Genomic DNA, 23,534 nt, shown 5'->3' with positions numbered 1-23,534 from the left:
GGCACGCAGAGACGGTAACTATCAGGACTAATCCTAAGAAGCCGCGAGTAAGCCTCGGAGTCCGCTGGATTGGCAACCCCGAGGGTTGGCTCCCGCGGAGCATCTGGGCCAGGGGAGAAAACACTCAGTATCCTCTCCTGCTGGCTCACACCATAGACTTGTCACCTAATCCCTTGCTGCCAGGGCACCGGGCACAGGGGACTGTGTGAATGATCGTAATGCCCGCGCCATCCGACAACTCCTCTGATTCATCCTTGAAACGTGGTCAGCGTTCCTTGGCCGCTGCCCAGGTTGCCTGAAGACTCAGGGTTACTACCGAGCTGTTGTGATCCCCCTTCGGAACGACAACACGATGCTTTTGGTAACACCTCTAAACCCAGCGATCAAAAAGAGCGGGTTCGGGCTCGATCATGTTTCACGTGAAACATTGCTCTGTCATGACCACAGGGGTTGTTAGGCATCACCAGTAGGGGTCGGCAGAACGCCCAGGTATGACTGGAGATGTTTAGTGTCCAATCGTCAGGGATTAAGCCAACCGTTCGAATAGGCATTGAAGACGCTATAAACGATAGCGGCGATCTGCAAAGCTCGATGTTGCCGGTAGAGCCCGGACAATCCTTACAGCTGGCCAGCGAGGACAATTCTCCTGCTATCCGACAATTCATGGCACCCCGGGCAGGTGTGGATGCTCAGTAGACAGCAGGGGATAGGTCTGGGTACGACTGCGCTAATTTCTGAGTGCGTCCACAGGGCAGCTGAGGCGCCAAGTAGCCGTAGACCTGCAGCCCGGTAGAGCCTCTTGATGTCCAGGTACCAACGCCTCAGCACGGCGGGGGAAGGCGCAGCACGGCTCTCTGCTTCGAAGATTCACCGACGCCCGCTAGAAGGAAGAGAAGGCCAACGGGGCCAGCCTCTACCGGCTGTTTCACGTGAAACAGTCACTATTTTGCGCCTCACTGAATATTGGTTCGCCCGCTTAGTGCTGAAAGGGCTCGGAGCTCGGTAGCGGCCGCATGAGCCATGGCCACCCGATACCAAGTGCAAAAGTCGGGGCAAGATGACAGATAGACTCCAAGTCCGCAAATAATATCGGGAACTTGCCAGAAAGACATGGGAACCTAGCGTCGCGCCCGTACTCCCTGTTGATTTTCACATGCGAGGTTCGCCTTGCGGCGGCACCTTGAGTGCAGGTTCCGTGCAGTGATTGAGTGGCCGAGGTGCAAGGGTTCCACCGGAAGCGATCCAAGACGGTCCTCGGGATCCGACGCGCGGCTCGATTGCAGTTCGTCGAGAATGTGCGCAGGTGGTCAAATAACGTGAACTGCCATTCGCGACGAGTTGAGTTACAGAAATAGTGGGGTCGCTACGGGTTGTTGTTTCACGTGAAACAGGACAAAGCCGCGTGGTATCCACTCGTACACTTCAACCCGGAAGAATCGGGCCGGCAGCTTGCACGGACGGCAAAACAAGAACAGAGCACTGTATTTCAGTATGGCTCCGAAGCACACGTTCCATGTGAAAGATCTACAAGATCACGCCTAAGCACACAACGCTTGATTCCAGGATGACGTTTGATCACGGAACTTGTGGTTTCCAAGATGACGTTGAAGTGGGACGGCTACCAAAGAAGATGGGGCTAGTACTCTGATTGGGCAACCGAGTCCAAGACGGCAGCCCAAATCGACTGGCAAAATACCTGGCCATTAGCTGCTCAAACAGTATGCCAGGCTGGAACTCATCGTGATCAACTGGCTCCTAGTCGGATATTGCACCGACGGATAGCCCTCAAGACAACGGGGAAGCCTACAAATTGAGCCTCATGTATCTCCAAAAGAAAGCCAGCAAGAGTCTGGGGACCAACAGTAACCACTACCAGGTGCCGTCACATGAAGCCCAGAAGCATTAACTGGGGTGGAGCTTTCAGACTTTTGCGCTCAGCAGCGCTGCGACTTCCAAGGCAGCAAGGGCATCCTGACACCCAACTCAAACTTGAAATCAGCGACAGCAAACAAAAGCGGGTGCCCACTCCAACCTTGAACCGACAACAAGTCGAAGCTATGCCAACCATGAAGAACACAGACATAAAACAAAAAGGGGCCTGTTTCACGTGAAACAGGCCCCTCAAAGAAGAAGGCTCAGTTGTCTGAGTTGGGAGCAAGAACTTCCATAATGCGATTGAGATCTTCAACGCTTGCAAACTCGATGCTCACACGGCCCTTCCGTGCACCCAGGGAGATCTTGACGTTGGTATCCAAGCGATCAGAAAGAGACGATGCAAGATAATCCAAGCGTTCGTGCCTGGCCCCTGGGCGTGGAACGTTGTTCTTGGTGGGAGAAGCCGGCGCCTGATAGAGAGTGACTGCTTCCTCCGTAGCACGAACTGACATTCCCTCCGCCACGATCTTCTGGGCAAGGCGTTCCATAGCAGCGGCATCAGGCAGCGAGAGTAGAGCCCGGGCATGGCCGGCCGATATTACGCTGGCAGCAACACGTCGCTGGACCAAGGGCGGCAGCTTGAGCAATCTGAGCGTATTGGAAACCTGCGGGCGCGAACGGCCGATGCGGTCTGCCAACTGCTCGTGAGTAGTTCCAAAGTCCTCGAGCAGCTGCTGATAAGCAGCAGCTTCCTCCAAAGGGTTCAGCTGGCTTCGGTGCAGGTTCTCGAGCAGCGCGTCCCTGAGAAGATCGTCATCTGTGGTGTCACGGACGATCGCAGGAATCGTAGCCAGGCCTGCGGCCTGAACTGCACGCCAGCGACGCTCACCCATGACGAGCTCGTAAGGTTCTCCACCCTTTTCGGTTGATGTACGCACCACAATTGGCTGGAGGACACCGATTTCGCGAACAGAGTGCACGAGCTCAGCCATGTCGTCTTCATCGAAGATAGAACGAGGCTGCTTCCGGTTGGGATGAATGTCCGTAACAGGAATTTCCGCGAAACGGACACCTGGGACTTCCACCAGCTCAACGTCTTGGCTGGCGTCCCCGATATCCGAGTTGGCAGTTTCACCCGAGGCAACTGATGGACTGGCATCTGAGCCGGAAGTTTGATCTGCGCGGGCATCACTGTCATGGTCCGCGCCTTTGGGCTGGGCTCCAGTAGCCGGAGTAGCTTTCGGAGTTGCGGCGCTCTTCCGGGTACCAGAAGCTGCTGCCTTGGTTGGCCCGTTCGTCTCCGGGCCGGCGGCCTTCTTTGTTCCACCTACAGCGGGCTTTGCCGGTTTCTCTGAGATTGGGACGGTGGCAGCATCAACCTCTGTGGGAGCAGGGACCGCCGAGGGGGTCTTGCGTGCTTCAGGAAAGAAAAGATCCACGGGCCGAGACGGCGACGGTGACCCGTTGCCGGATACGTTAGTCGGCGCGGAACTTGGAATGAGTGCTCCAAGTCCACGGCCCAGGCCGCGTCTCTTTTCGCTCATCGGATGATTCCCTCCATTGGACGAGCCCGGCAGTCCTGGCTCTGGTTGGTGCAATTCTTGAAATTCTAGCGTTCAGCAATTTCGGCGGCAGCTTCCAAATACGAAAGTGCGCCGCTGGAGGAGGGGTCATACGTCATCACGGTCTGTTGGTAGCTTGGCGCTTCCGAGATACGGACAGAGCGCGGAACTACAGCGCCCAGGACTTGCTTCGGGAAGTGCTGGCGAACCTCGGCTGCCACTTGGGCCGCCAGGTTGGTTCGCCCGTCATACATCGTCAGGAGAATTGTCGACACCTCGAGATCTGCGTTCAGGTGCTTCTGGATCATCTCGATGTTCTTCAACAGCTGGCTCAGACCTTCCAGTGCGTAGTACTCACACTGGATGGGAATGAGAACTTCATCCGCAGCGCAGAATGCGTTGACGGTGAGGAGGCCAAGGCTGGGTGGGCAGTCGATGAAGATGTAGTCGAGGCGTTCCTCGCCATTCTTGGCGCGCTCCTTGGCATAGACATCGATAGCCCTGCGGAGTCTCTGTTCTCTGGCAACCAATGAGACGAGCTCAATTTCTGCACCGGCGAGGTGGATGGTGGCGGGAGCGCAGATCAGGTTCTCGACGTCGGGGCAAGGCGCAACAACTTCATGCAACGGTATGTCGTTGATCAGGACGTCGTAGATGCTGTCGATGTCCGCGTGGTGTTCGACGCCGAGGGCAGTTGACGCATTGCCCTGCGGATCAATGTCAATGACGAGCACCTGGAGTCCAGCCGCGGCAAGGGCGGCCGCAATGTTAACCGTCGTGGTGGTCTTACCCACGCCTCCCTTTTGATTCGAGACGGTGAAGACTCGCGTCTTGTCAGGTTTAGGAAGCTCACGGCCCAGAAGCCGTTCACGGCGTCTGTTCTCGTGGGCAAGGTCCCTCGCGATGGGGCTGGAATCGTCCATGGTGTCCATAACGTTGCTGAGCCCCCCAGAGATAGTTTCACGTGAAACTGCAAGGCTGGCTTCCCCGAAAATCGAGCCAGCGCGGAACGGCGGCAAAGCCTGAGTCGTGGAAGGCGCCACCATGGCACGCGCTGACCCCAAAGACACAAACGGCGGAATCCGCTGCGTGGAGGCTTCGCTACTCGTCATGTGACACTCTCACTCTCATTCGGCTTTTCATGCCGTTCACTAGCCTAACTGCTTACCCCTCCAGACGAATGGCGCATGGCCAGCGACTAGGCGATCTTTTGAGCCGACTTCACAATGATTCGCACCACTGTTGTGGGCTCCTCCAGGAGTTCCTGCCCAACTACTACAACAGACGTCTCAACGCCTCCGAGTTTTCGGATGACCTTGGCGGCTTTATCAATTTCTTCGTGGGCGCTTCTGCCCTTAATTGCCACTACTTCACCCTGCCCTGCAAGTAGCGGGATGGTGAGGCCGGCCAAATTTGAAAGAGCGGAAACCGCCCTGGCGGTAACGACGTCGGCGGTCACCATTCCTACGGCCAGTTCGGCCCGCGTCCGCATCACGGTGACGTTATCGAGACCGAGATCATCCACTACTTCCTGCAGCCAGATCACTCGCCGCTCAAGAGGTTCGATGAGCGTCAGCTCCAAATCCGGCCTGGCAATTGCAAGGCACAGGCCCGGAAGTCCGGCACCGCTTCCAACATCCGCAACGTGGCTGCCGTGCGAAATTTCACTTTCGATCACGGCGCAGTTCAGGACGTGACGGCTCCAGAGGCGAGGCACTTCACGCGGACCGATCAATCCACGCTCGGTACCTGATGTGGCGAGGTGCTCCACATATCTTTTGGCCAGTTCCAGGCGGTCGCCAAAGATTGTGATGGCGGCCTTGAGTTCAGTTTCGGTCAGTTCAACCATGATGAGTCAGCCGGAAGTCTTAGTCGGCGGACACAACGATGTGCCGGCCCGCGCCTTCACCTTCGGACTCGCTGACGAGTCCCAAATCGGCAACTGCATCATGCACGATCTTGCGTTCATAGGCACTCATCGGCTCCAGGGCCACTGCCTTGCCGGATTCTTTGACTGACGCGACGGCATCTTCAGCGATTTTCTGAAGGTGGCCGGCACGCTCCTGGCGATATCCGTTGATATCAAGGACGAGCCGCGAACGGTTTTCGGTGGCGGACAGAACCGAAAGCCGCGTCAGCTCCTGCAGTGCTTCCAGTACCTCTCCGTCAGGGCCTACGAGGCTCTCCAGGCCAGGTGAATCATCCTCAGCCACGATGGAGATATAAGTACGTCCATTACGGACTTCAATGTCAATGTCACCGTCGATGTCCGCGATGTCCAGCAGCTCTTCCAGGTAGTCGGCTGCGACGTCGCCTTCTTCTTCCAGACGGGTTGCCGAAGACCCCTTGTCCGGGTTCCCGGCGTCGTTCTGCGCATCGTCCTGGTCTTCAACAGCCTCAACGGGCGTGGATTGTTCGGTGCTTTCGACAGACATTTACTTCTTCTTCCTGTTCTTACGTTGTGGCTGGACGCGCTGGCTCCTGGCTTCGACAACGGCAGCGGCGGCAGCGGCTTCGGCTTCGACCTTTTTTCCGCCCAGGATGGGCAGGGCGGGCAGGCCCTTGGCGGCACGGCGCTCGGCGAGGGCCTTGGCGGCAGGGGAACCCGGCGTCGGCATGCGACGGATAACAAAGAACTGCTGGGCCATGGTCCAGAGGTTGGTGGTGGTCCAGTAGATAAGGACACCGATCGGGAAGTTGATACCGCCCACGCCGAAGACGATCGGCAGGATGTACAGCATCATCTTCTGCTGGCGCATGAACGGGCTGGCCATGGCTTCTTCAGACATGTTCTTGGCCATGATCTGCTTCTGCGTGATGAACTGCGAGGCCGTCATGGCCAGAATCATCACGATTGAGAGGATCCACACGGCCACCACGTTGCCGCCGGGTGGTGTTCCATGAAGCAGCGTGGCCGACAGCGGAGCGCCGAAGATGCTCGACTGGTCGAACTGCACTACCTGCTCGTGGCTCATCGCCCCGATGCCTTTGCCGGACACAGCGTTCGAGCTGATCCCGGAAAGCACCTGGAAGAGGGCGAAGAAGAACGGCATCTGGATCAGCATGGGCAGGCAGGCAGAGAACGGGTTGGTTCCGTGCTTCTTGTACATGGCCATCTGCTCCTGCGCCATGGCCTGGCGGGACAGCTGGTCGGTTTTGCCCTTGTATTTGTCCTGGAGCTTCTTCAGGTCCGGCTGCAGGAGCTGCATGCCGCGCTGCGCCTTGATCTGCTTCACGAACACAGGGATCAGAGCGGCACGGATCACCAGCACCAGCCCGATGATGGACAGCGTCCAGGTCCAGCCGTTGGCGGCGGGCATGCCAATGGTGCTCAGGCCCTCATGGAAGCCCACCATGATGATGGACACAAGCCACTTGAACGGAAACATGATTGTTTCAAAGAAGTCCATACGATATCCCTATTCGTCAGGCCGCAGCGCGGCCTTCTCCATCAGTCTGAGCAGCCAGGTACTTGTCCGGATTATTCAGCACAACAATTGTGGGGGTCTGGTTTTCAGGCCATTCCCGGTGACCGGCGGGGACATGGTCCACACCACCGGCATTCCATGGATGACAGCGCGCAAGGCGGCGGACAGCAAGCCAGCTACCCTTGACGGCGCCGTGGACGGTGATTGCTTCGAGGGCGTAGGCCGAGCAGGAAGGAAAAAATCGGCAGACCTGGCCGTAGAGGGGGGAAATCACCTTGCGGTAGGTCTTGAGCAGAACAATGAGGACGTTCCGTGGCAGATCCCAGATGAACCTGCCCAGTGGCAGCGCTGTGCCTGGGAAGGAACGGACGACGGCGGCACTAGGCTTACGCACGCGGTGTCCCTTCCTGTTGAATCTCGGTTGAAGCCGCTGATGCGGCCCGGGAAAGGCGGCCGTCCAGCCGTTTCATGGTTGATTCCAGAGCGGCCTTGTAGTCTGCCGACAACTGGTCCCAGCTCGCGCTAGCGGATGCAGGCAGGGCCCTCACCACAATCGCGAAACCGGCAGGATATTCCTGCAACGACAAAGCAGCCGCTTCTCTCAGTCTCCTCTTAACGAGGTTCCTGACCACAGCGTTCCCGACACTCTTAGAAACGATGAAGCCGAACCGGCTGGGTTCGTCGGCAGCAATAGCTACCGTATATAACACTACGTTCCGGCGTCCATTGCGGGCGCCGGAACGTACAGTATTTGAAAAATCGGTTGAAGTCCTCAGACGGTTCCGGGTGGCCAGCACCTTTAAACTCGCACAGGGATATTGACCGACGAGTCAGTATTTAGGCCGACAGTTCGATGCGTCCCTTGCCACGGCGGGCAGCCAGGATGGCGCGGCCGGCACGGGTACGCATACGAAGGCGGAAGCCGTGCTTCTTGGCTCGACGGCGGTTATTCGGCTGAAAAGTCCGCTTGCTCACGTTAGTTACTCCAGTGGATCAAAGGTGCGCCCACCCGATCAAAAAGGGGAAGAACTGGCCGACGCTAAGTTTTGTATATGTCCGCTGCTCTCAGCTCCTGATGCGCATGGCGCCGGGAGGTTCAATGAGGTCAAAAAGCGGACACAAAGGACTTCACAACGTTAGGGCAAAAAGCCACCCCCAGTCAAACCGGAAGGTACAAGCAAGGCTGTCCCCAACTGTGGTTAACCCTTTGTTTGTGCCTGTGGATGAAGTGGGTCACAGGGGTGTTTTTCGAACAACAACAGTGTAATTATCCACAAGGCACTTACCAGCTATCTTCTGGCCTTTTCATCCCCTAGAGTGGCCCAGTAGCCGATTATCCACGGTCTGTGTATAACCCTGTGGATGAAGCTGAACCAGAACCCTGGTTTCACGCTTGTGGCTGCAGGTAATGCAGGCAAGCAAGTTTGAGGGAACCATCGATGACAGTAGACGAAGCCAACCACGCGAATACTGTCGGAAGTTCCTGGCGCCGGGTAGTCACGCTCATGGAACAGGACCACAGGGTGTCACCCCGGCAACGTGGCTTCGTTATCCTCGCCCAGGCACAAGGGCTTATCGGCTCCACCCTCCTGGTTGCGGTTCCCAATGAACTCACCCGTGAGGTACTCCAGACCCAGGTCAAGGACGCCCTCGACGACGCGCTCCGCAATGTCTTCTCTGACGACATCCGCTGCGCGATCGACGTCGACACGGATTTGGTTCCCCTTCACACGGAGCCGGAACCCGTCGTCGAACTTTCCCTCTCAGCCGATGCGGCCGTGGAACTTAAACCGCAACCCATGTTGCCCAGCACTTCGCATGAATTCGGCCGCCTGAACCCGAAATATGTCTTTGACACGTTTGTGATCGGTTCCTCCAACCGTTTCGCCCACGCGGCCGCCGTAGCGGTAGCTGAAGCGCCGGCGAAGGCTTACAACCCGTTGTTCATCTACGGCGATTCGGGTCTGGGTAAAACCCACCTCCTCCACGCGATCGGTCACTATGCACGGCGCCTGTACAGCGGGATCCGCGTCCGTTACGTGAACTCAGAGGAGTTCACCAACGACTTCATCAACTCCATCCGCGACGATGAGGGCACAAGCTTCAAGACCACGTACCGGAATGTCGACGTCCTGCTCATCGATGACATTCAGTTCCTGGCAGGGAAGGACCGGACGCTGGAAGAGTTCTTCCACACGTTCAATGCCCTGCACAACAACAACAAGCAGGTTGTCATCACCTCAGACCAGCCGCCCAAGCTGCTGGCAGGGTTTGAGGACCGGATGAAATCGCGCTTCGAGTGGGGCCTCCTCACGGATATCCAGCCGCCGGAACTGGAGACCCGCATTGCAATCCTCCGGAAGAAAGCACTGAGCGAGGGTCTTTCCGCGCCCGACGACGCCCTCGAGTACATCGCCTCCAAGATCTCAAGCAACATCCGCGAGCTGGAGGGCGCCCTTATCCGCGTCACAGCGTTCGCCAGCCTGAACCGCCAGCCCGTTGACGTAGGCCTGGCCGAAATGGTGCTGAAAGACCTGATCACCGACGACGGCGCCCAGGAAATTACATCCGGCCAGATCCTGACCCAGACAGCTGACTACTTCAAGCTCAGCATGGAAGAACTGTGCAGCAAATCCCGGACACGCACTTTGGTGACCGCCCGCCAGATCGCCATGTACCTCTGCCGCGAACTTACCGACATGTCCTTGCCAAAAATCGGGCAGGAACTGGGCGGACGTGACCACACCACCGTGATCCACGCCGATCGTAAGATCCGTGAACTCATGGCCGAGCGACGTGTGATCTACAACCAGGTGACAGAACTGACCAACCGGATTAAGCAGCAGCAGCGCAACTCCTGAGCAGGAGCGATTCCCTCAGCCCCTACCTTATTAACAGGGGCATGTGGATAAGCCTGTGGATAGTTAAGGGGACAACCCCGTCCGATGGGCTTAAAACCCTTAAGCCATCTGTGGATCAGCGAAACCGCCCAAAAAGTTGTCCCCATCCACACCCTGTTTAAAACCTGCTCCACCCACAATCCATGAACAGGGAAGAACCGCGGAACCATACCGCAGGATTGGGTTATCCACAGTTTCCACAGCAGTTATTAACACTACTAATCCCAAAAAATTGAAATTCCCTCAAACAACAATTTCCCGACCTGGACCTTCCCGACGCCAAACCCCTTGCTCGAACCACCACCGCGTCAACCGGGGATGGGTTAATCCCGGATCTTCGGGCTAAGCTGTCAGCAGCGCTCCCATCCTTGGGACTTTCTGTGGTGGCCCATGTGAAAACCATGCAGGTCCGGCGGTGGAGCGCCACATGGTTTGGGGGACCTTCAGCCTGGAGCTCCCCGATCAGAAACGACAGCAGCAATGAAAGGCGGCACCCTTCCGTGAAGTTCAGAGTCGAACGGGACGTCCTGGCAGAAGCCGTCACCTGGACAGCCCGGTCGTTGTCTCCGCGGCCGCCCGTCCCGGTACTCTCCGGACTTTTGCTCAAGGCCGAAGCCGGAACTGTCAGCCTGTCCAGCTTCGATTACGAAACGTCCGCCCGGCTTGAGATCGCCGCGGACATCACGGACGAGGGAACCATCCTGGTGTCCGGCCGGCTCCTGGCAGATATCTGCCGCAGCCTTCCGTCCGCTCCAGTGGACATCGAAACCGACGGCAACAAGGTCACGCTCACTTGCCGTCGCAGCAGTTTCCACCTTGCCACCATGCCCGAGGCAGAGTACCCGCCCCTCCCTGCCCTGCCGGCCATCAGCGGCACGGTCTCGGGAGATGCGTTCGCCCAGGCGGTTTCCCAGGTGATTATCGCCGCGAGCAAGGATGACACCCTTCCCATCCTCACTGGCGTTCGGATGGAAATCGAAGATGACCTCATCACTCTCCTTGCCACTGACCGTTACCGTCTGGCCATGCGCGAAGTACCGTGGAAGCCTGTCACGCCCGGCGTCTCCACGAGTGCATTGGTCAAGGCCAAAACCCTCAACGAAGTGGCCAAGACCCTTGGTGGAAGCGGTGACATCAACCTTGCCCTGGCGGATGACGACAGCCGGCTTATCGGTTTCGAAAGTGGCGGACGGACCACGACGTCTCTGCTCGTAGATGGTGACTACCCCAAGATCCGTTCACTTTTCCCCGATACAACGCCCATCTACGCCACTGTCCGGACGCAAGAACTTGTTGAAGCGGTCCGTCGTGTCTCCCTCGTGGCGGAGCGGAACACTCCGGTGCGGCTTGCTTTCAGTCAAGGGCTGTTGAACCTCGACGCCGGTACCGGCGAAGATGCACAGGCCTCAGAAGAGCTGGAAGCGCAGCTCACCGGTGAGGACATTACGGTAGCCTTCAACCCGCATTATTTGGTGGAAGGTCTCAGTGTTATAGAAACCGCGTATGTCCGGTTCTCCTTCACCACCGCTCCCAAGCCCGCCATGATCACGGCTCAACGCGAGGCCGACGGCGAAGACCAGGATGACTACCGGTATCTCGTGATGCCGGTACGCCTTCCCAACTAGAACCAGCAGCGCAGAAAAGGGTTCCCCATGCACATCGGACTAATCGGCCTTGGCAAAATGGGTTTCAACATGCGCGAACGGCTTCGTCAGGGTGGCATCGAAGTCACCGGTCTGGATCGAAACCCCGAGATTACGGATGTAGCGTCCGTCGACGAACTCATCGCGGCCATACCCGCACCGAGGATTATCTGGGTAATGGTTCCGGCCGGTGAGATCACCGATTCGGTAATCAGCGATCTTGGGGACAAGCTGGAAGCAGGAGACCTGATCATAGACGGCGGAAACTCCCGCTTCACTGAAGATCAGAAGCATGCTGCCTCCCTTGCCGAAAAAAGCATTCGCTTCGCTGACTGCGGAGTGTCCGGTGGCGTGTGGGGACTGAAGAACGGCTACGGCCTGATGGCCGGCGGCGAGGCGGCCGACATCGAGCGGGCCATGCCGGTTTTTGATGCGCTGCGGCCCGAAGGCGAACGCGCCGACAGCTTCGTCCACGTCGGCGGAGTAGGAGCCGGGCACTACGCCAAGATGGTGCACAACGGGATCGAGTACGGCCTGATGCAGGCTTACGCCGAAGGCTACGAACTGCTCGCTGCCAAGGACATCGTCGCGGATTTGCCAGGCACATTCCGCGCCTGGCAAAAAGGCACAGTAGTGCGCTCCTGGCTCCTGGACCTTATGGTAAAAGCCCTGGACGAAGATCCGGGCCTGGCCTCCATTGATGACTACGTCGAGGATTCAGGGGAAGGACGCTGGACCGTCGAAGAGGCGATTGCAAACGCTGTCCCGGCACCCGCCATTACGGCGGCCCTGTTCGCGCGATTCTCCTCACGGGAGGACAATTCGCCGGCCATGAAAATGGTCTCCGCCCTGCGCCAACAGTTCGGCGGCCACGCCACCCGCCCGGCCAAATAAGGGTGGCACGCCACCCCCGAGGATTCTGAAAAGCGTGTACCTACAGCACCTTTCCCTGACTGATTTCCGCAGCTACGCCCAGGTGGACCTGACTCTTGACCCCGGGATCACCGTGCTGTTGGGTTCTAACGGCATCGGAAAAACGAATCTGATGGAAGCCATCGGTTATCTTGCCACGCTGAGCTCGCATCGGGTGAGCTCGGATGGTCCACTGCTTCGTTTCGGTGCAGACCGTGCCCTGATCCGGGCAAAGCTGGTCCGGGGCGACCAGTCAACGGTCCTGGAACTTGAGATTAACGCCAGCCGGGCCAACAGGGGAAGAATCAACCGCAGCAACCCGGTACGCTCCAGGGATCTGCTGGGAATCTGCCAGACGGTCCTCTTCGCTCCCGAAGATCTGGCACTGGTCAAAGGCGACCCTTCAAACCGCCGACGCTTCCTCGATGAACTTCTGGTCAGCCTTATGCCTCGCCACGCTGCAACCCGCAGCGACTACGACCGTGTGCTGAAACAGCGCAACGCCCTCCTGAAGTCCGCCCGGACAGGCAAGTTCACGGCAGGGCATGAAGCAACACTTGATGTCTGGGATCAACACATGGCGCGGGCCGGCGCGGAACTCCTGCATGCCAGGCTTGAACTTGTTGACAGGCTCCGCCCGCATCTGAAGAACGCCTACGAACAACTGACTGACGGATCAAAAGCTGCGGGAGCCGTGTACCGATCAACACTGCTTAACCAGTTGGACGACGACGGCGCCACCTCGGTCTTGGGAACTGACCCTGCCGTGCCCGGGCTAACGGCTGAGGATCTTGGAACACTGTCCGTGGATGAACTGACAGAGCGCTACGTTCAGGCGTTCGCCGCCTCCCGCCGAAGGGAACTCGAACGCGGAATCTCTCTCGTTGGACCACATCGGGACGAACTGGAACTGATTCTTGGGGAAGCGCCCGCGAAGGGATATGCCTCCCACGGGGAAACCTGGTCCATGTGCCTGTCACTGAGATTGGCTTCGTACTACGTGATGCTTGACGACACCAGGACGGGCGGGTCTGCCCCCATCCTTATTCTCGATGACGTTTTTGCGGAGCTGGATGTACAGCGTCGGCGTAAACTGGCTGCAATCGTCAGCGGTGCCGAACAAGTGTTGGTTACGGCCGCCGTCGAGGCTGACATTCCGGAAGAGTTGGCTGGGCGGCGGGTGAAGGTCATCCCAGGAGGAATCGATGAATAGGGACGACAAAAGTGCCGGCGGCCTGCAACCGGGCCGCGACCCTGATGAAATCGATGCTGCCCAGGTGGCACTCAACCGGATGAGGGAGGCCGCGGCTGCCCGCGGCGAAATCCGACGCGCGGCTCCCCGCGCCGGTGGCAACCTGCAGAAGCCAGGGCGGAGCGAGCGGGGAACCCGGGGGTTCACCCAGTTCCACGGAACGGGCCGCGACCCTTTGGGCCTGGGAAAAGTGGTGGGGCGGCTGGTTGCCGAACGTGGCTGGACTTCCCCCGTGGCCGTCGGTTCGGTCATGGCCGAGTGGGCCACCCTGGTGGGCCCTGAAATTTCTGCACACTGCACGCCCGAGAGTTTCACCGACACCACGCTGCACGTCAGATGTGATTCCAAGGCCTGGGCAACCCAGCTCCGCCTGCTCAGCCTCAGCCTGCTGGAGAAGTTCCGAACCGAACTGGGCGATGGAGTGGTGACAAGCATCAAGGTACTTGGACCGGCGGCGCCAAGCTGGCGCAAGGGCGGACGTACAGTGAACGGACGCGGCCCGCGCGATACCTACGGCTAAGCAACATGCCTTGTGTGGCTCTACAGGGATGATTGGTCTTCCAGGCCCCTGTCCAGACTCTTGAAAAATGGACAAACGGCGTGTAGGGCGCTTCAAAGGCCCCGAGTCGTATAGGCACCCATTCGGTGGAGTGTTCGGCGCTTCCAGCGTGGACCAATGGCCTCTCGTGGGCACGTTGGGTCCGGATGGGGCACCCAAATGCGGGATTGAGCGCCGTTACACGGTAGAATGGTCGGAGATAACTGGACGCCGGTGAAGCGTTGACTGAGTCCGTTTTCCTGCGTGTTCCAGCGTTGAGGGGGGCGGTCCGCCAGTCAGCCGAGTAGCCGGCGTCAACAGTGACGTGCCTGTTGGCGGCTGCAATCTCCCTTGGAGATGGCAACGGCCGGCCATCATCGATTACAGAGGAGTCGAAAGCGCCTGTGTCTAACGACAATACAGAAACCCTGACAGCGGAGTTCGCAGAAGAGATTCCTAATCCGGATACACCGGTGGAGAAGGCGACTCCAAGGGAATACGGCGCCAGCGACATCACTGTCCTCGAAGGCCTCGAGGCTGTTCGTAAACGGCCCGGCATGTACATCGGTTCAACCGGCCTCCGCGGCCTCCACCACCTTGTGTACGAAGTGGTGGACAACTCCGTTGATGAGGCGCTGGCTGGTTATTGCACCCACATCGAGATCACTTTGCAGGCCGACGGCGGCGTCAAGGTAGTGGACGATGGCCGCGGCATCCCGGTTGACATGCACCCCACGGAAAAGAAGCCCACCGTGGAGGTCGTTATGACCATCCTGCACGCCGGCGGCAAGTTCGGCGGCGGCGGGTATGCAGTATCAGGTGGCCTGCACGGCGTAGGCATCTCTGTCGTGAACGCACTTTCGAGCCGCGTGGATACAGAGGTCCGCAGGCAGGGCCATGTCTGGCGGATGTCCTTCGCTGACGGCGGCAAGCCCCAGGGCGGACTGGTGAAAGGCGAAGAAACCGACACCACCGGAACCACACAGACGTTCTACCCGGACGCCGGCATCTTCGAGTCAACGGTGTTTGAATTTGAGACCCTGCGCGCCAGATTCCAGCAAATGGCCTTCCTCAACAAGGGCCTTCGCATCACCTTGACGGATGAACGCCAGGCAGCTGCCGGCGTTGACGAGGCCGGGGACCTGAACCTCGATACCGTCGTTACCGAGGGTGAAATCGCCGCTGAGCACCGCACGGTGGTCTACCAGTACAACGACGGCCTGCTTGACTACGTGAAGCACCTGAACTCCAGCAAGAAAGTTGATGTAGTTCACGAGGACGTCATCGCCTTTGAAACTGAGGACACAGAGCGGCACATCGCCGTCGAGATGGCCATGCAGTGGACCACAGCGTATTCCGAAAGCGTCCACACTTACGCCAACACCATCAACACCCATGAGGGCGGCACCCACGAAGAGGGATTCCGTGCAGCCATGACCTCCCTCATCAACCGCTACGCGCGCGAAAAAAGCATTATCAAGGAAAAAGAAGAAAACCTTACGGGTGACGACATCCGCGAAGGCTTGACGGCTGTCATTTCAGTCAAGCTCGCGGAGCCTCAGTTTGAAGGCCAGACCAAAACCAAGCTGGGAAACTCCGAGGTCAAGGGGTTTGTGCAGCGGGTGGTTACGGACCAGCTCGGGGACTGGCTGGAGCGGAACCCTGGCCCTGCCCGGGACGTAATCCGCAAAGCCATTTCCGCGGCCCAGGCCCGCATGGCTGCCCGCAAGGCACGAGACAATGCGCGCCGCAAGAGCCCCCTGGAATCATTCGGCATGCCGGGTAAGCTCTCTGACTGCTCTTCGAAGGATCCGGCAAAGTGCGAGGTATACCTCGTGGAGGGTGACTCTGCAGGCGGTTCGGCCAAACGGGGCCGGAACCCGGAAACCCAGGCCATCCTGCCGCTTCGCGGAAAGATTCTGAACGTTGAACGCGCCCGGCTGGACAAGGCACTCGGCAATAACGAAGTGCAGTCGATGATCACTGCCTTCGGTACCGGCATCGGTGAAGACTTCAACCTTGCCAAGCTGCGCTACCACAAGATCGTCCTGATGGCAGATGCTGACGTTGACGGCCAGCACATCACGACCCTCCTCATGACGCTTCTCTTCCGCTACATGCGTCCGTTGATAGAAAACGGCTTCGTGTACCTGGCGCAGCCGCCGCTTTACAGGATCAAATGGTCCAACGCTCCCCACGACTACGTCTACAGCGACCGCGAACGTGACGCGAAACTGGTATCCGGCCAGGCCGCCGGCCGCAGGATCCCCAAGGACAATGGGATTCAGCGCTACAAGGGCCTGGGCGAAATGGACTACACCGAATTGTGGGACACCACTATGGACCCGGACCGGCGAACCCTGCTCCAGGTAACCATGGAGGACGCAGCAGCGGCCGACCAGACCTTCTCGGTTTTGATGGGCGAAGACGTTGAATCACGCAGGAACTTCATTCAGCAGAACGCCAAGGACGTCAGGTTCCTCGATATCTAGACCTTTTAGGCCCTGATTATTCTTGAACCGACATATACCTGAAACGGAATTAAAGAACCATGAGTGATGAAACACCTGAAGTTCCCGGCGAGTTCGGCGACGCCCTGGAACCCATCATTGAGGGCAACGTGCTGATCGACCGTGTGGAGCAGGTGGACCTGCAGACGGAAATGCAGCGGTCTTACCTGGACTACGCCATGGCCGTCATTGTTGGCCGCGCCCTCCCCGATGTGAGGGATGGCCTCAAGCCCGTCCACCGCCGGGTTCTGTACGCAATGTTCGACGGCGGCTACCGCCCGGACCGCTCCTTCAACAAGTGCGCCCGCGTGGTCGGCGAAGTGATGGGGCAGTACCACCCGCACGGTGACACCGCTATTTACGACGCACTCGTTCGCCTTATCCAGGATTGGACCATGCGGTATCCGCTGGCCTTGGGCCAGGGCAACTTCGGTTCGCCGGGCAACGACGGCGCAGCTGCACCCAGGTACACGGAAACCAAAATGGCGCCCTTGGCCATGGAAATGGTCCGGGACATCGACGAAGAAACCGTTGATTTCCAGGACAACTACGATGGCAAGAACCAGGAACCAACCATCCTGCCGGCGCGGTTCCCCAACCTGCTTGTCAACGGCTCCTCGGGTATCGCCGTCGGCATGGCTACCAACATTCCGCCGCACAACCTCCGCGAAGTTGCTGACGGTGTCCAGTGGTACCTGGCCAACCCCACCGCCAGCCGCGAGGAACTCCTCGAAGAGCTGCTGCTGCGCATCAAGGGCCCCGATTTCCCCACCGGAGCCCAGATTCTGGGCCACCGGGGCATTGAGGACGCCTACCGGACCGGCCGCGGTTCCATCACGATGCGTGCCGTGGTCAATGTCGAGGAATTGCAGGGACGAACCTGCCTCGTAGTCACCGAGCTGCCCTACCAGGCCAACCCGGACAACCTCGCCATCAAGATCGCTGAGCTGGTCAAGGATGGCAAGATCCAGGGAATCGCTGACCTCCGCGATGAAACCTCGGGCCGTACGGGCCAGCGCCTGGTTATTGTGCTCAAGCGGGACGCCGTGCCGAAGGTGGTGCTGAACAACCTTTACAAGCACACGCAGCTTCAGGACAACTTCTCCGCGAACATGCTGGCCATCGTGGACGGCGTGCCCCGGACACTGAGCCTTGATGCCTTTATCCGCCACTGGGTAACCCATCAGCTCGATGTCATCGCCCGCCGCACCCGCTACCGCCTGCGGAAGGCCGAAGAGGAAGCGCATATTCTCCGCGCACTCCTGAAGGCACTGGATATGCTGGACGAAGTCATCGCGCTGATCCGTGCCTCCAACACAACGGAAGCGGCCCGCGATGGGCTGATGCAGTTGCTGGACATCGACGAACTCCAGGCCCGCGCGATCCTGGACATGCAGCTCCGCCGTCTCGCAGCCCTGGAACGCCAGAAGATCCAGGACCGTCATGCCGAGCTTGAAGCCCTCATCACTGAGTACAACTCCATCCTGGCCTCCGAGGAGCGTCAGCGGGAGATCATCAGCAACGAGCTGGCCGAGATCGTAGCAAAACACGGTGACGACCGCAGGACCCACATCCTGATGGGATTCGACGGCGACATGTCGATGGAAGACCTCATTCCGGAAGAGGAAATGGTGGTCACCATCACGCGAGGCGGCTACGTCAAGCGCACCCGCAGCGACAACTACCGCTCCCAGCAACGTGGCGGCAAGGGCATCAAGGGTGCCCAATTGCGAGGCGACGACGTCGTGGAGCACTTCTTCGTCACCACAACCCACCACTGGCTCTTGTTCTTCACCAACCTGGGACGCGTATATCGCGCCAAGGCCTACGAGCTGGCTGAAGCCGGCCGTGATGCCAAGGGTCAGCACGTAGCCAACCTGTTGGCGTTCCAGCCCGACGAACACATTGCCCAGGTTCTGGATCTCAAGGACTACCAGCACTCGCCTTACCTGGTCCTGGCCACCAAACGAGGACTCGTGAAGAAGACGCGGCTGGAGGACTACGACACCAACCGTTCCGCCGGTGTCATCGCCATCAACCTGCGCGACGGCGATGAGTTGGTATCGGCGCAGTTGGTTTCGGAAACAGATGATCTGATGCTGGTCTCGCGTAAGGGCCAGTCCATCCGCTTCACAGCCACCGACGATGCCCTGAGGCCGATGGGCCGGGCCACATCCGGCGTTACGGGCATGAAGTTCCGTGAGGACGATGAACTCCTCGCGGCCAACGTCATCACAGAAGGATCCTACGTATTCATCGTTACCGACGGTGGCTATGCCAAGCGCACGGCCGTGGAAGAGTACCGGCTTCAGGGTCGCGGCGGCCTTGGCATCAAGGTTGCGAAGCTCGCCGAAGGACGAGGCGATCTTGTAGGCGCCTTGATTGTCCAGGAAGAGGATGAGGTCCTGGTGGTCATGGAGGGCGGCAAGGTGGTCCGCTCCTCCGTTGCGGGCGTCCCGGCTAAGGGCAGGGACACCATGGGCGTGATCTTTGCTAAGCCTGACAAGAACGACCGCATCATCGAGGTTGCCAGGAACAGTGAGAGAGGCATTGAGGCCGAGGACGGCGCCTTGGATGAGGACGCCGGCGAAGCTGGAAGCCTCACTGACGGCTCGGAGGAAACTCTGGCTGAAGGTCAGGGTAAAGCCAGTGATGACGTAACGTTGGCTGAAGATAACGGATCACATGAGGGATCTGGAGAAGCAGAATCAGTACTGTCCCTGCCGTCCGATGCTGAATCGGACGAGGATGTGCTGGACGAAGACACTACCGGAGGTAACGAGTGAGTAATTCCGACTCATATCCCAATCCGAGCAGCGGCGTTCCCGGCGGGGCCCGTCAGCCGGTGACCGCTCCGCGGGTGAATGCCCCAGTGCGTCCGCAGCAGCGACCCAGCACTCCAGGTGCTCCGGCGCAGCGGCCTCCCGCTCCCGGTCAGCGTCCTGCTGCGCCGGGTCAGCGCCCCACAGCGCCCGGTCAGCGTCCTGCAGCGGGTCAGCGTCCGGCGGCGCCCGGCCAGCGGTCCGGCCAAAGCACGGCGGGACTCATCAAACCTGCCCCCAAGGCAAAGGTCCGCCGGGCCCGGCTTCTCGTCAGCAAGGTTGACCCCTGGTCGGTGTTGAAGATGGCCTTCCTGCTGTCCGTGGCCTTGGGTATCGTCACGGTGGTGGCGGCGATTGTCTTGTGGACAGTGCTTGACCTGACGGGAATTTTTGATCAGGTGGACAGTCTGCTGGGTACCCTGGCCGGTTCCGAGGGCGGCGGATTCGAATTGAAGAAGGTCGCATCCCTTGGGCAGGTGGCGTCTTTTGCGACGATCATCGCCGTCGTGAATGTGGTCCTGCTGACTGCCCTCTCCATGTTGTCAGCGGTTCTCTACAACATTTCCGCCACCTTGGTGGGCGGTATCGGCGTCACTTTGACGGACGATTAAACAGCTGCTTTTCCACCCAAAAGCCTCGATTTGAGATCGGGCCGGGATGTGCTGTAAAGTCATATCTCGGCCCGATGAGGCATCGGGGCGTATAGCTCAGGCGGTTAGAGCGCTTCGCTGATAACGAAGAGGTCCCAGGTTCAAGTCCTGGTACGCCCACGGAACCTGCACAGGTTCAAGGAAAGATTCAGGTAAAACTGAGTCGGAACGGGGTGCATGTGAAGAAGTTGCTGGTTATTGCAGCGGCGATCGCAGGCGTCCTGCTCTACAGGAAAGTGCAGGAATCCGAAGCCCGGAAAACAGTCTGGAGCGAGTCCACCGATACGGTTGACTAGCAAGGACACCCGGTCTGGAAGCTGGCAAAAGGCTTCCTGGAACTAGGGTATGATTGACGGGTTGCTTCTTATGGGGGCATGGCGCAATTGGTAGCGCACCTGCTTTGCAAGCAGGGGGTTCGGGGTTCGAGTCCCCGTGCCTCCACCATAAGAATGAGTCCCGGTCAGCAATGACCGGGACTCATTGCTTTAACTGTTCGCCAGGATTGGCCGGGCTACAGTGGGCACGTGACTTTTCTTATTGCGGCTCTTGGGGTGCTGGGCGTAGCCTCCTCAGGGCCGCTCATAGCCGCAACCCTTGGTGCCACAACAGTCAGTGCCCTGGCTATAGCTTTCTGGCGTAATGCAATCGGTGCTGTTGTTATGGTGGCTCCGGTAGTGGTCCGGGATCCGCGGGAGCTGGGTCGAATCAGGGCGTCCGAGTTCCGCTGGTGCCTTATTGCCGCGGTTGCGCTGGCCCTGCACTTCGCCTGCTTCATTACCTCCCTTCAACTGACATCGGTGGCCGCCGCGACAGCCCTCGTCTGCCTGCAATCCGCCTGGATTGCAGTCTTTCAGCTGTTCCGTGGAATCAGACACAGCTGGACTGTGCTGGCCGGGTTGGCGGTCGCCTTTCTCGGAGTAGTAGCGATCACAGGATTCGATATGGGAACTTCACCGGAGGCCCTGGCAGGAGACTTGCTGGCAGTCGCTGGAGGTGCGCTGGCAGGCCTTTACACCCTTGCAGGAGGGAAGGCCCGGCAGACCATGACTACGGGCTCGTACACGACGCTCTGCTATGGAATGTGTGCTGCCTTGGTCGCCGTGCTCGCATTGTTCACCGGCCAGCCCCTCATTGGGTTCGAAGCTGCCGGCTGGTTGGGTATAGCCGCCATCACGGTATGTGCACAACTGGTAGGGCACACGGCGTTCAACCATTTGCTGGCCACGATGAGTCCGCTATTGGTATCCATGATCATCCTGCTCGAGATCCCGGGCGCAGCTTTGCTGGCAGCCTTGTTCCTGGCTGAGACGCTGCCGGCCGGAACCTACGCCGGCCTTGCTTTGATCCTGGTGGGCCTCGCCGTCGTCGTCGCCGGTCAGCGCAGCTCGGCCCGGAAAGCAGTCCCGCAGCTCGCGGAGCTTGGTACGGACTGATCCGGGGAATGCCCGGGAGAGCTATTGGCCCCCGCGGGTCTTGGGCTGGGCAGTATTCACTGTGTGGATAGCCCGCAGCAGCTTGGCCGGGAAATAAACCGAGAAGAACACCACCATGGGAGCCTTTAGGGCCATTTTCTTCACGTTGTGGGCTTTATAGGTGCGGTCAAAGCGAGTTACGTAGTAGCGGTAGTCCCGGGGCGAATCTTCTAAGCGCCGGGCCGACATTCCGGACACCATCTGGGGCCAGTACTGAACCTTGAGTTCGTGGTCTGCCAGGTGGAGCGAAAGGTCGATGTCCTCGTGCATCTCGTCTTTTTCGTCCCGGCACGTCTCTTCCCGAATGGTTTCCCACGCGGAGCGCCGCATAGCCATGTTGGAACCAAAGAGGAAGTGGTACTGGTGTTTGGCCAGCTTGAGCATGAGCTGGCGCATCTTGTCATCAGCCTTGAGCCCGAAGCGCCGCATTGGCATGTCGTAGTAGACCACAGGGCCGGTCGCCGCCTGGACGGTGGGGTCCTTGAACGCCTTTTGGACCTGTTCCACCCAGTCAGGCTCGAGAACCGAGTCCGCATCAATACGGCCCAGAATGTCACTCCGGGCGTGATCCAAACCGAAGTTCCTGGTGGGGATAAGGCCTTGTTCCTTGTGTTGGCTCAAAAGGATGATGGGGCTCTCTGGATATTCAAGCTGCATCTGACGCACGATCTTTGCCGTGCGGTCCTTGGACTTGTTGTCCACCACGATGATTTCGTCTGCCGGGACAGATTGGTATACGGCCGCGATGAGGCACTGCCGTATGACGCTCTCCTCGTTGAAGGCCGGGATAACAATGGAAACGCTCGGCAGGGGGTCAGCGTTCGAGGAATCCTCGGGGGCTTTATCGGGTGACATCAGTCCAAATTTAGCACCGATACGGTTGTCCTTAGCCGGTACTGCACGGTATCCACGTGCAGGAAGGGCCCCGCCTCGGCGGAGCCCTTCCCCATTTTCGACCCGCTTTCGCGGCAGCCGTCAGTTACTTCTCAGTGGACTTTTCCGCTTCACTGGTTCCGTTGGTGTTCAGGCTGGCGGCGATGTTTTTCACAGCAGTCTTGGCATCCGTGGCCACCTTGGCACCGGCGTCCTTGGCAGCTTCGACAGCGTCACCGGCAGCTGAGGCGACGTCACTGGAGGAGTCGGCTGCCTTGTCAGCGGCGTCCGCAACATCCTCACCCGTATCTGCCACCACACCGGTTGCTGCATGCTTGCCGTCGGCAAGGGCATCTCCGACGGAGGTCGCAGGAACCGGGGCCGGTGTCACCGGAGTCGTGTCCACAGGCGTGGGCGTCTTCCAGGGATCTTCCACGGGCTTGGAGGCCTTCCAAGCTGCTACACCTGCTGCCACGGCGGCAGCAATTACTCCGAAGATCAGCAGGCCGCGGTTCTTCGACTTCGGCGCCGCAGCCTTTTCCTTCGTGACGGCGCGAGTGGCTTCAGCAGCGGCGGCCTTCAGTTGATGGCCGGTGGTCTGTGCCTGCTCCTGGATGGTGTGGACAATTCCCACGTCACCGAGCTTCTGTGCCACTGCGTCCACGCGTGCCGGGGCATTCTCCAACGTGCGATGGACCACTTCCGATGCCTGGCCGATCTGGTCTGAAAGACGCGGCAGGTATTCCACCACAACGCGGTCGCGGGCATTGGCAATAACCGGGGTGGCCTTATCCAGAGCCTCGTGAAGCCGCGGAGTCGCGCCTTCTACTACGTCATGGATCTTCGGGGCCAGGGTGGCCAGGCCATCCTGGATACGGGGGGTGACGGTGGCAACGCCGTCGGCCAGGTTATGGGCCGCTGATTTCAACCCTTCCTGAATCTTGGGAGATGCGGTGTCAATGCCATGCTGCAGGCGGGGAACTGCCCAGTCCACCGCAGCCTCCACGCGGGGGCCGGCCCAGTCCTTGGCATTCTCTACTGCGGAGCTCACTGAGTGCTCCACGTCGCGGGCAATACGATCCGATTTCTTCACAACT

The 23,534-nt window shown here is 59.2% G+C and carries 20 protein-coding genes and 2 tRNA genes; 12 read left to right on the top strand and 10 right to left on the bottom strand.

All coding sequences use genetic code 11. From position 1 onward, the window contains the following. Positions 1–2,135: 2,135 nt before the first annotated feature. From MU551_RS06440 to rpmH, 8 genes are all read right to left on the bottom strand, one after another. Positions 2,136–3,419 carry a ParB/RepB/Spo0J family partition protein gene (locus MU551_RS06440; protein WP_247041734.1) on the bottom strand — a complete coding sequence of 428 codons (1,284 nt, stop codon included), beginning with the start codon at positions 3,417–3,419 and terminating at the stop codon, positions 2,136–2,138. 65 nt (positions 3,420–3,484) lie between these two features. Beyond that, positions 3,485–4,549, bottom strand: a complete 1,065-nt coding sequence (locus MU551_RS06435) for a ParA family protein (RefSeq protein WP_247041732.1) — start codon at positions 4,547–4,549, stop codon at positions 3,485–3,487. Between the two features lie 86 nt (positions 4,550–4,635). Continuing rightward, positions 4,636–5,286, bottom strand: a complete 651-nt coding sequence (rsmG, locus tag MU551_RS06430) for a 16S rRNA (guanine(527)-N(7))-methyltransferase RsmG (protein WP_247041730.1) — start codon at positions 5,284–5,286, stop codon at positions 4,636–4,638. Between the two features lie 19 nt (positions 5,287–5,305). Then, positions 5,306–5,872 carry a Jag family protein gene (locus MU551_RS06425; protein ID WP_247041729.1) on the bottom strand — a complete coding sequence of 189 codons (567 nt, stop codon included), beginning with the start codon at positions 5,870–5,872 and terminating at the stop codon, positions 5,306–5,308. Continuing rightward, positions 5,873–6,847, bottom strand: coding sequence for a membrane protein insertase YidC (yidC, locus tag MU551_RS06420; protein WP_247041724.1), 975 nt, complete (start codon positions 6,845–6,847; stop codon positions 5,873–5,875). Between the two features lie 16 nt (positions 6,848–6,863). Continuing rightward, on the bottom strand, positions 6,864–7,259 hold the full coding sequence (gene yidD, locus MU551_RS06415; protein ID WP_247041723.1) for a membrane protein insertion efficiency factor YidD: 396 nt from the start codon (positions 7,257–7,259) through the stop codon (positions 6,864–6,866). After that, the gene (gene rnpA, locus MU551_RS06410) at positions 7,252–7,662 is read right to left on the bottom strand and encodes a ribonuclease P protein component (RefSeq protein WP_247041722.1); all 411 of its coding nucleotides are present in this window, start codon (positions 7,660–7,662) and stop codon (positions 7,252–7,254) included. The genes yidD and rnpA overlap by 8 nt, the downstream gene beginning before the upstream one ends. Before the next feature lie 40 nt (positions 7,663–7,702). After that, the gene (gene rpmH / locus MU551_RS06405) at positions 7,703–7,840 is read right to left on the bottom strand and encodes a 50S ribosomal protein L34 (protein ID WP_062008104.1); all 138 of its coding nucleotides are present in this window, start codon (positions 7,838–7,840) and stop codon (positions 7,703–7,705) included. A 464-nt stretch (positions 7,841–8,304) separates the two neighbouring features. Here rpmH and dnaA point away from each other — a divergent pair, with 464 nt between their 5' ends. From dnaA to MU551_RS06345, 12 genes are all read left to right on the top strand, one after another. Continuing rightward, positions 8,305–9,726: a chromosomal replication initiator protein DnaA gene (gene dnaA, locus MU551_RS06400; protein WP_247041721.1), complete on the top strand. Its 1,422-nt coding sequence runs from the start codon at positions 8,305–8,307 to the stop codon at positions 9,724–9,726. 539 nt (positions 9,727–10,265) lie between these two features. Next, a complete protein-coding gene (gene dnaN, locus MU551_RS06395; RefSeq protein ID WP_247041720.1) occupies positions 10,266–11,390 on the top strand; it encodes a DNA polymerase III subunit beta in 1,125 nt (374 codons plus the stop codon). Between the two features lie 27 nt (positions 11,391–11,417). Next, positions 11,418–12,302 (top strand): phosphogluconate dehydrogenase (NAD(+)-dependent, decarboxylating), encoded by an 885-nt coding sequence (gene gnd, locus MU551_RS06390; RefSeq protein ID WP_247041719.1) that lies wholly within the window; start codon positions 11,418–11,420, stop codon positions 12,300–12,302. A gap of 34 nt (positions 12,303–12,336) precedes the next feature. Further along, positions 12,337–13,533, top strand: coding sequence for a DNA replication/repair protein RecF (gene recF / locus MU551_RS06385; protein ID WP_247041713.1), 1,197 nt, complete (start codon positions 12,337–12,339; stop codon positions 13,531–13,533). Continuing rightward, positions 13,526–14,092 (top strand): DciA family protein, encoded by a 567-nt coding sequence (locus MU551_RS06380; RefSeq protein ID WP_247041705.1) that lies wholly within the window; start codon positions 13,526–13,528, stop codon positions 14,090–14,092. The genes recF and MU551_RS06380 overlap by 8 nt, the downstream gene beginning before the upstream one ends. 422 nt (positions 14,093–14,514) lie before the next feature. Beyond that, the gene (gyrB, locus tag MU551_RS06375) at positions 14,515–16,602 is read left to right on the top strand and encodes a DNA topoisomerase (ATP-hydrolyzing) subunit B (RefSeq protein WP_308198290.1); all 2,088 of its coding nucleotides are present in this window, start codon (positions 14,515–14,517) and stop codon (positions 16,600–16,602) included. 59 nt (positions 16,603–16,661) lie between these two features. Then, entirely contained in the window at positions 16,662–19,406 is a 2,745-nt protein-coding gene (gyrA, locus tag MU551_RS06370) for a DNA gyrase subunit A (protein ID WP_247041703.1), read from the top strand. After that, on the top strand, positions 19,403–20,053 hold the full coding sequence (locus tag MU551_RS06365; protein WP_247041701.1) for a DUF3566 domain-containing protein: 651 nt from the start codon (positions 19,403–19,405) through the stop codon (positions 20,051–20,053). Before gyrA ends, MU551_RS06365 begins: the two co-directional genes overlap by 4 nt. Before the next feature lie 85 nt (positions 20,054–20,138). Then, a tRNA-Ile gene (locus MU551_RS06360) sits at positions 20,139–20,212 on the top strand. Between the two features lie 59 nt (positions 20,213–20,271). Continuing rightward, positions 20,272–20,388, top strand: coding sequence for a DLW-39 family protein (locus tag MU551_RS06355; RefSeq protein WP_247041699.1), 117 nt, complete (start codon positions 20,272–20,274; stop codon positions 20,386–20,388). A 72-nt stretch (positions 20,389–20,460) separates the two neighbouring features. Further along, positions 20,461–20,536, top strand: a tRNA-Ala gene (locus MU551_RS06350). Between the two features lie 80 nt (positions 20,537–20,616). After that, positions 20,617–21,525 carry a DMT family transporter gene (locus MU551_RS06345; protein WP_247041697.1) on the top strand — a complete coding sequence of 303 codons (909 nt, stop codon included), beginning with the start codon at positions 20,617–20,619 and terminating at the stop codon, positions 21,523–21,525. Positions 21,526–21,546: 21 nt separating this feature from the next. Here MU551_RS06345 and MU551_RS06340 read toward each other — a convergent pair whose 3' ends face one another. Together MU551_RS06340 and MU551_RS06335 are read right to left on the bottom strand one after the other, a co-directional pair. Further along, a complete protein-coding gene (locus tag MU551_RS06340) occupies positions 21,547–22,419 on the bottom strand; it encodes a glycosyltransferase family 2 protein (protein ID WP_247041695.1) in 873 nt (290 codons plus the stop codon). 124 nt (positions 22,420–22,543) lie between these two features. Next, positions 22,544–23,530 (bottom strand): hypothetical protein, encoded by a 987-nt coding sequence (locus tag MU551_RS06335; RefSeq protein ID WP_247041693.1) that lies wholly within the window; start codon positions 23,528–23,530, stop codon positions 22,544–22,546. Positions 23,531–23,534: the final 4 nt, after the last annotated feature.

Origin of the sequence: Arthrobacter rhizosphaerae (assembly GCF_023062595.1) — a bacterium.
Lineage (GTDB): Bacteria > Actinomycetota > Actinomycetes > Actinomycetales > Micrococcaceae > Arthrobacter > Arthrobacter rhizosphaerae.
This window is presented reverse-complemented; position numbering and strand designations above follow the sequence as displayed.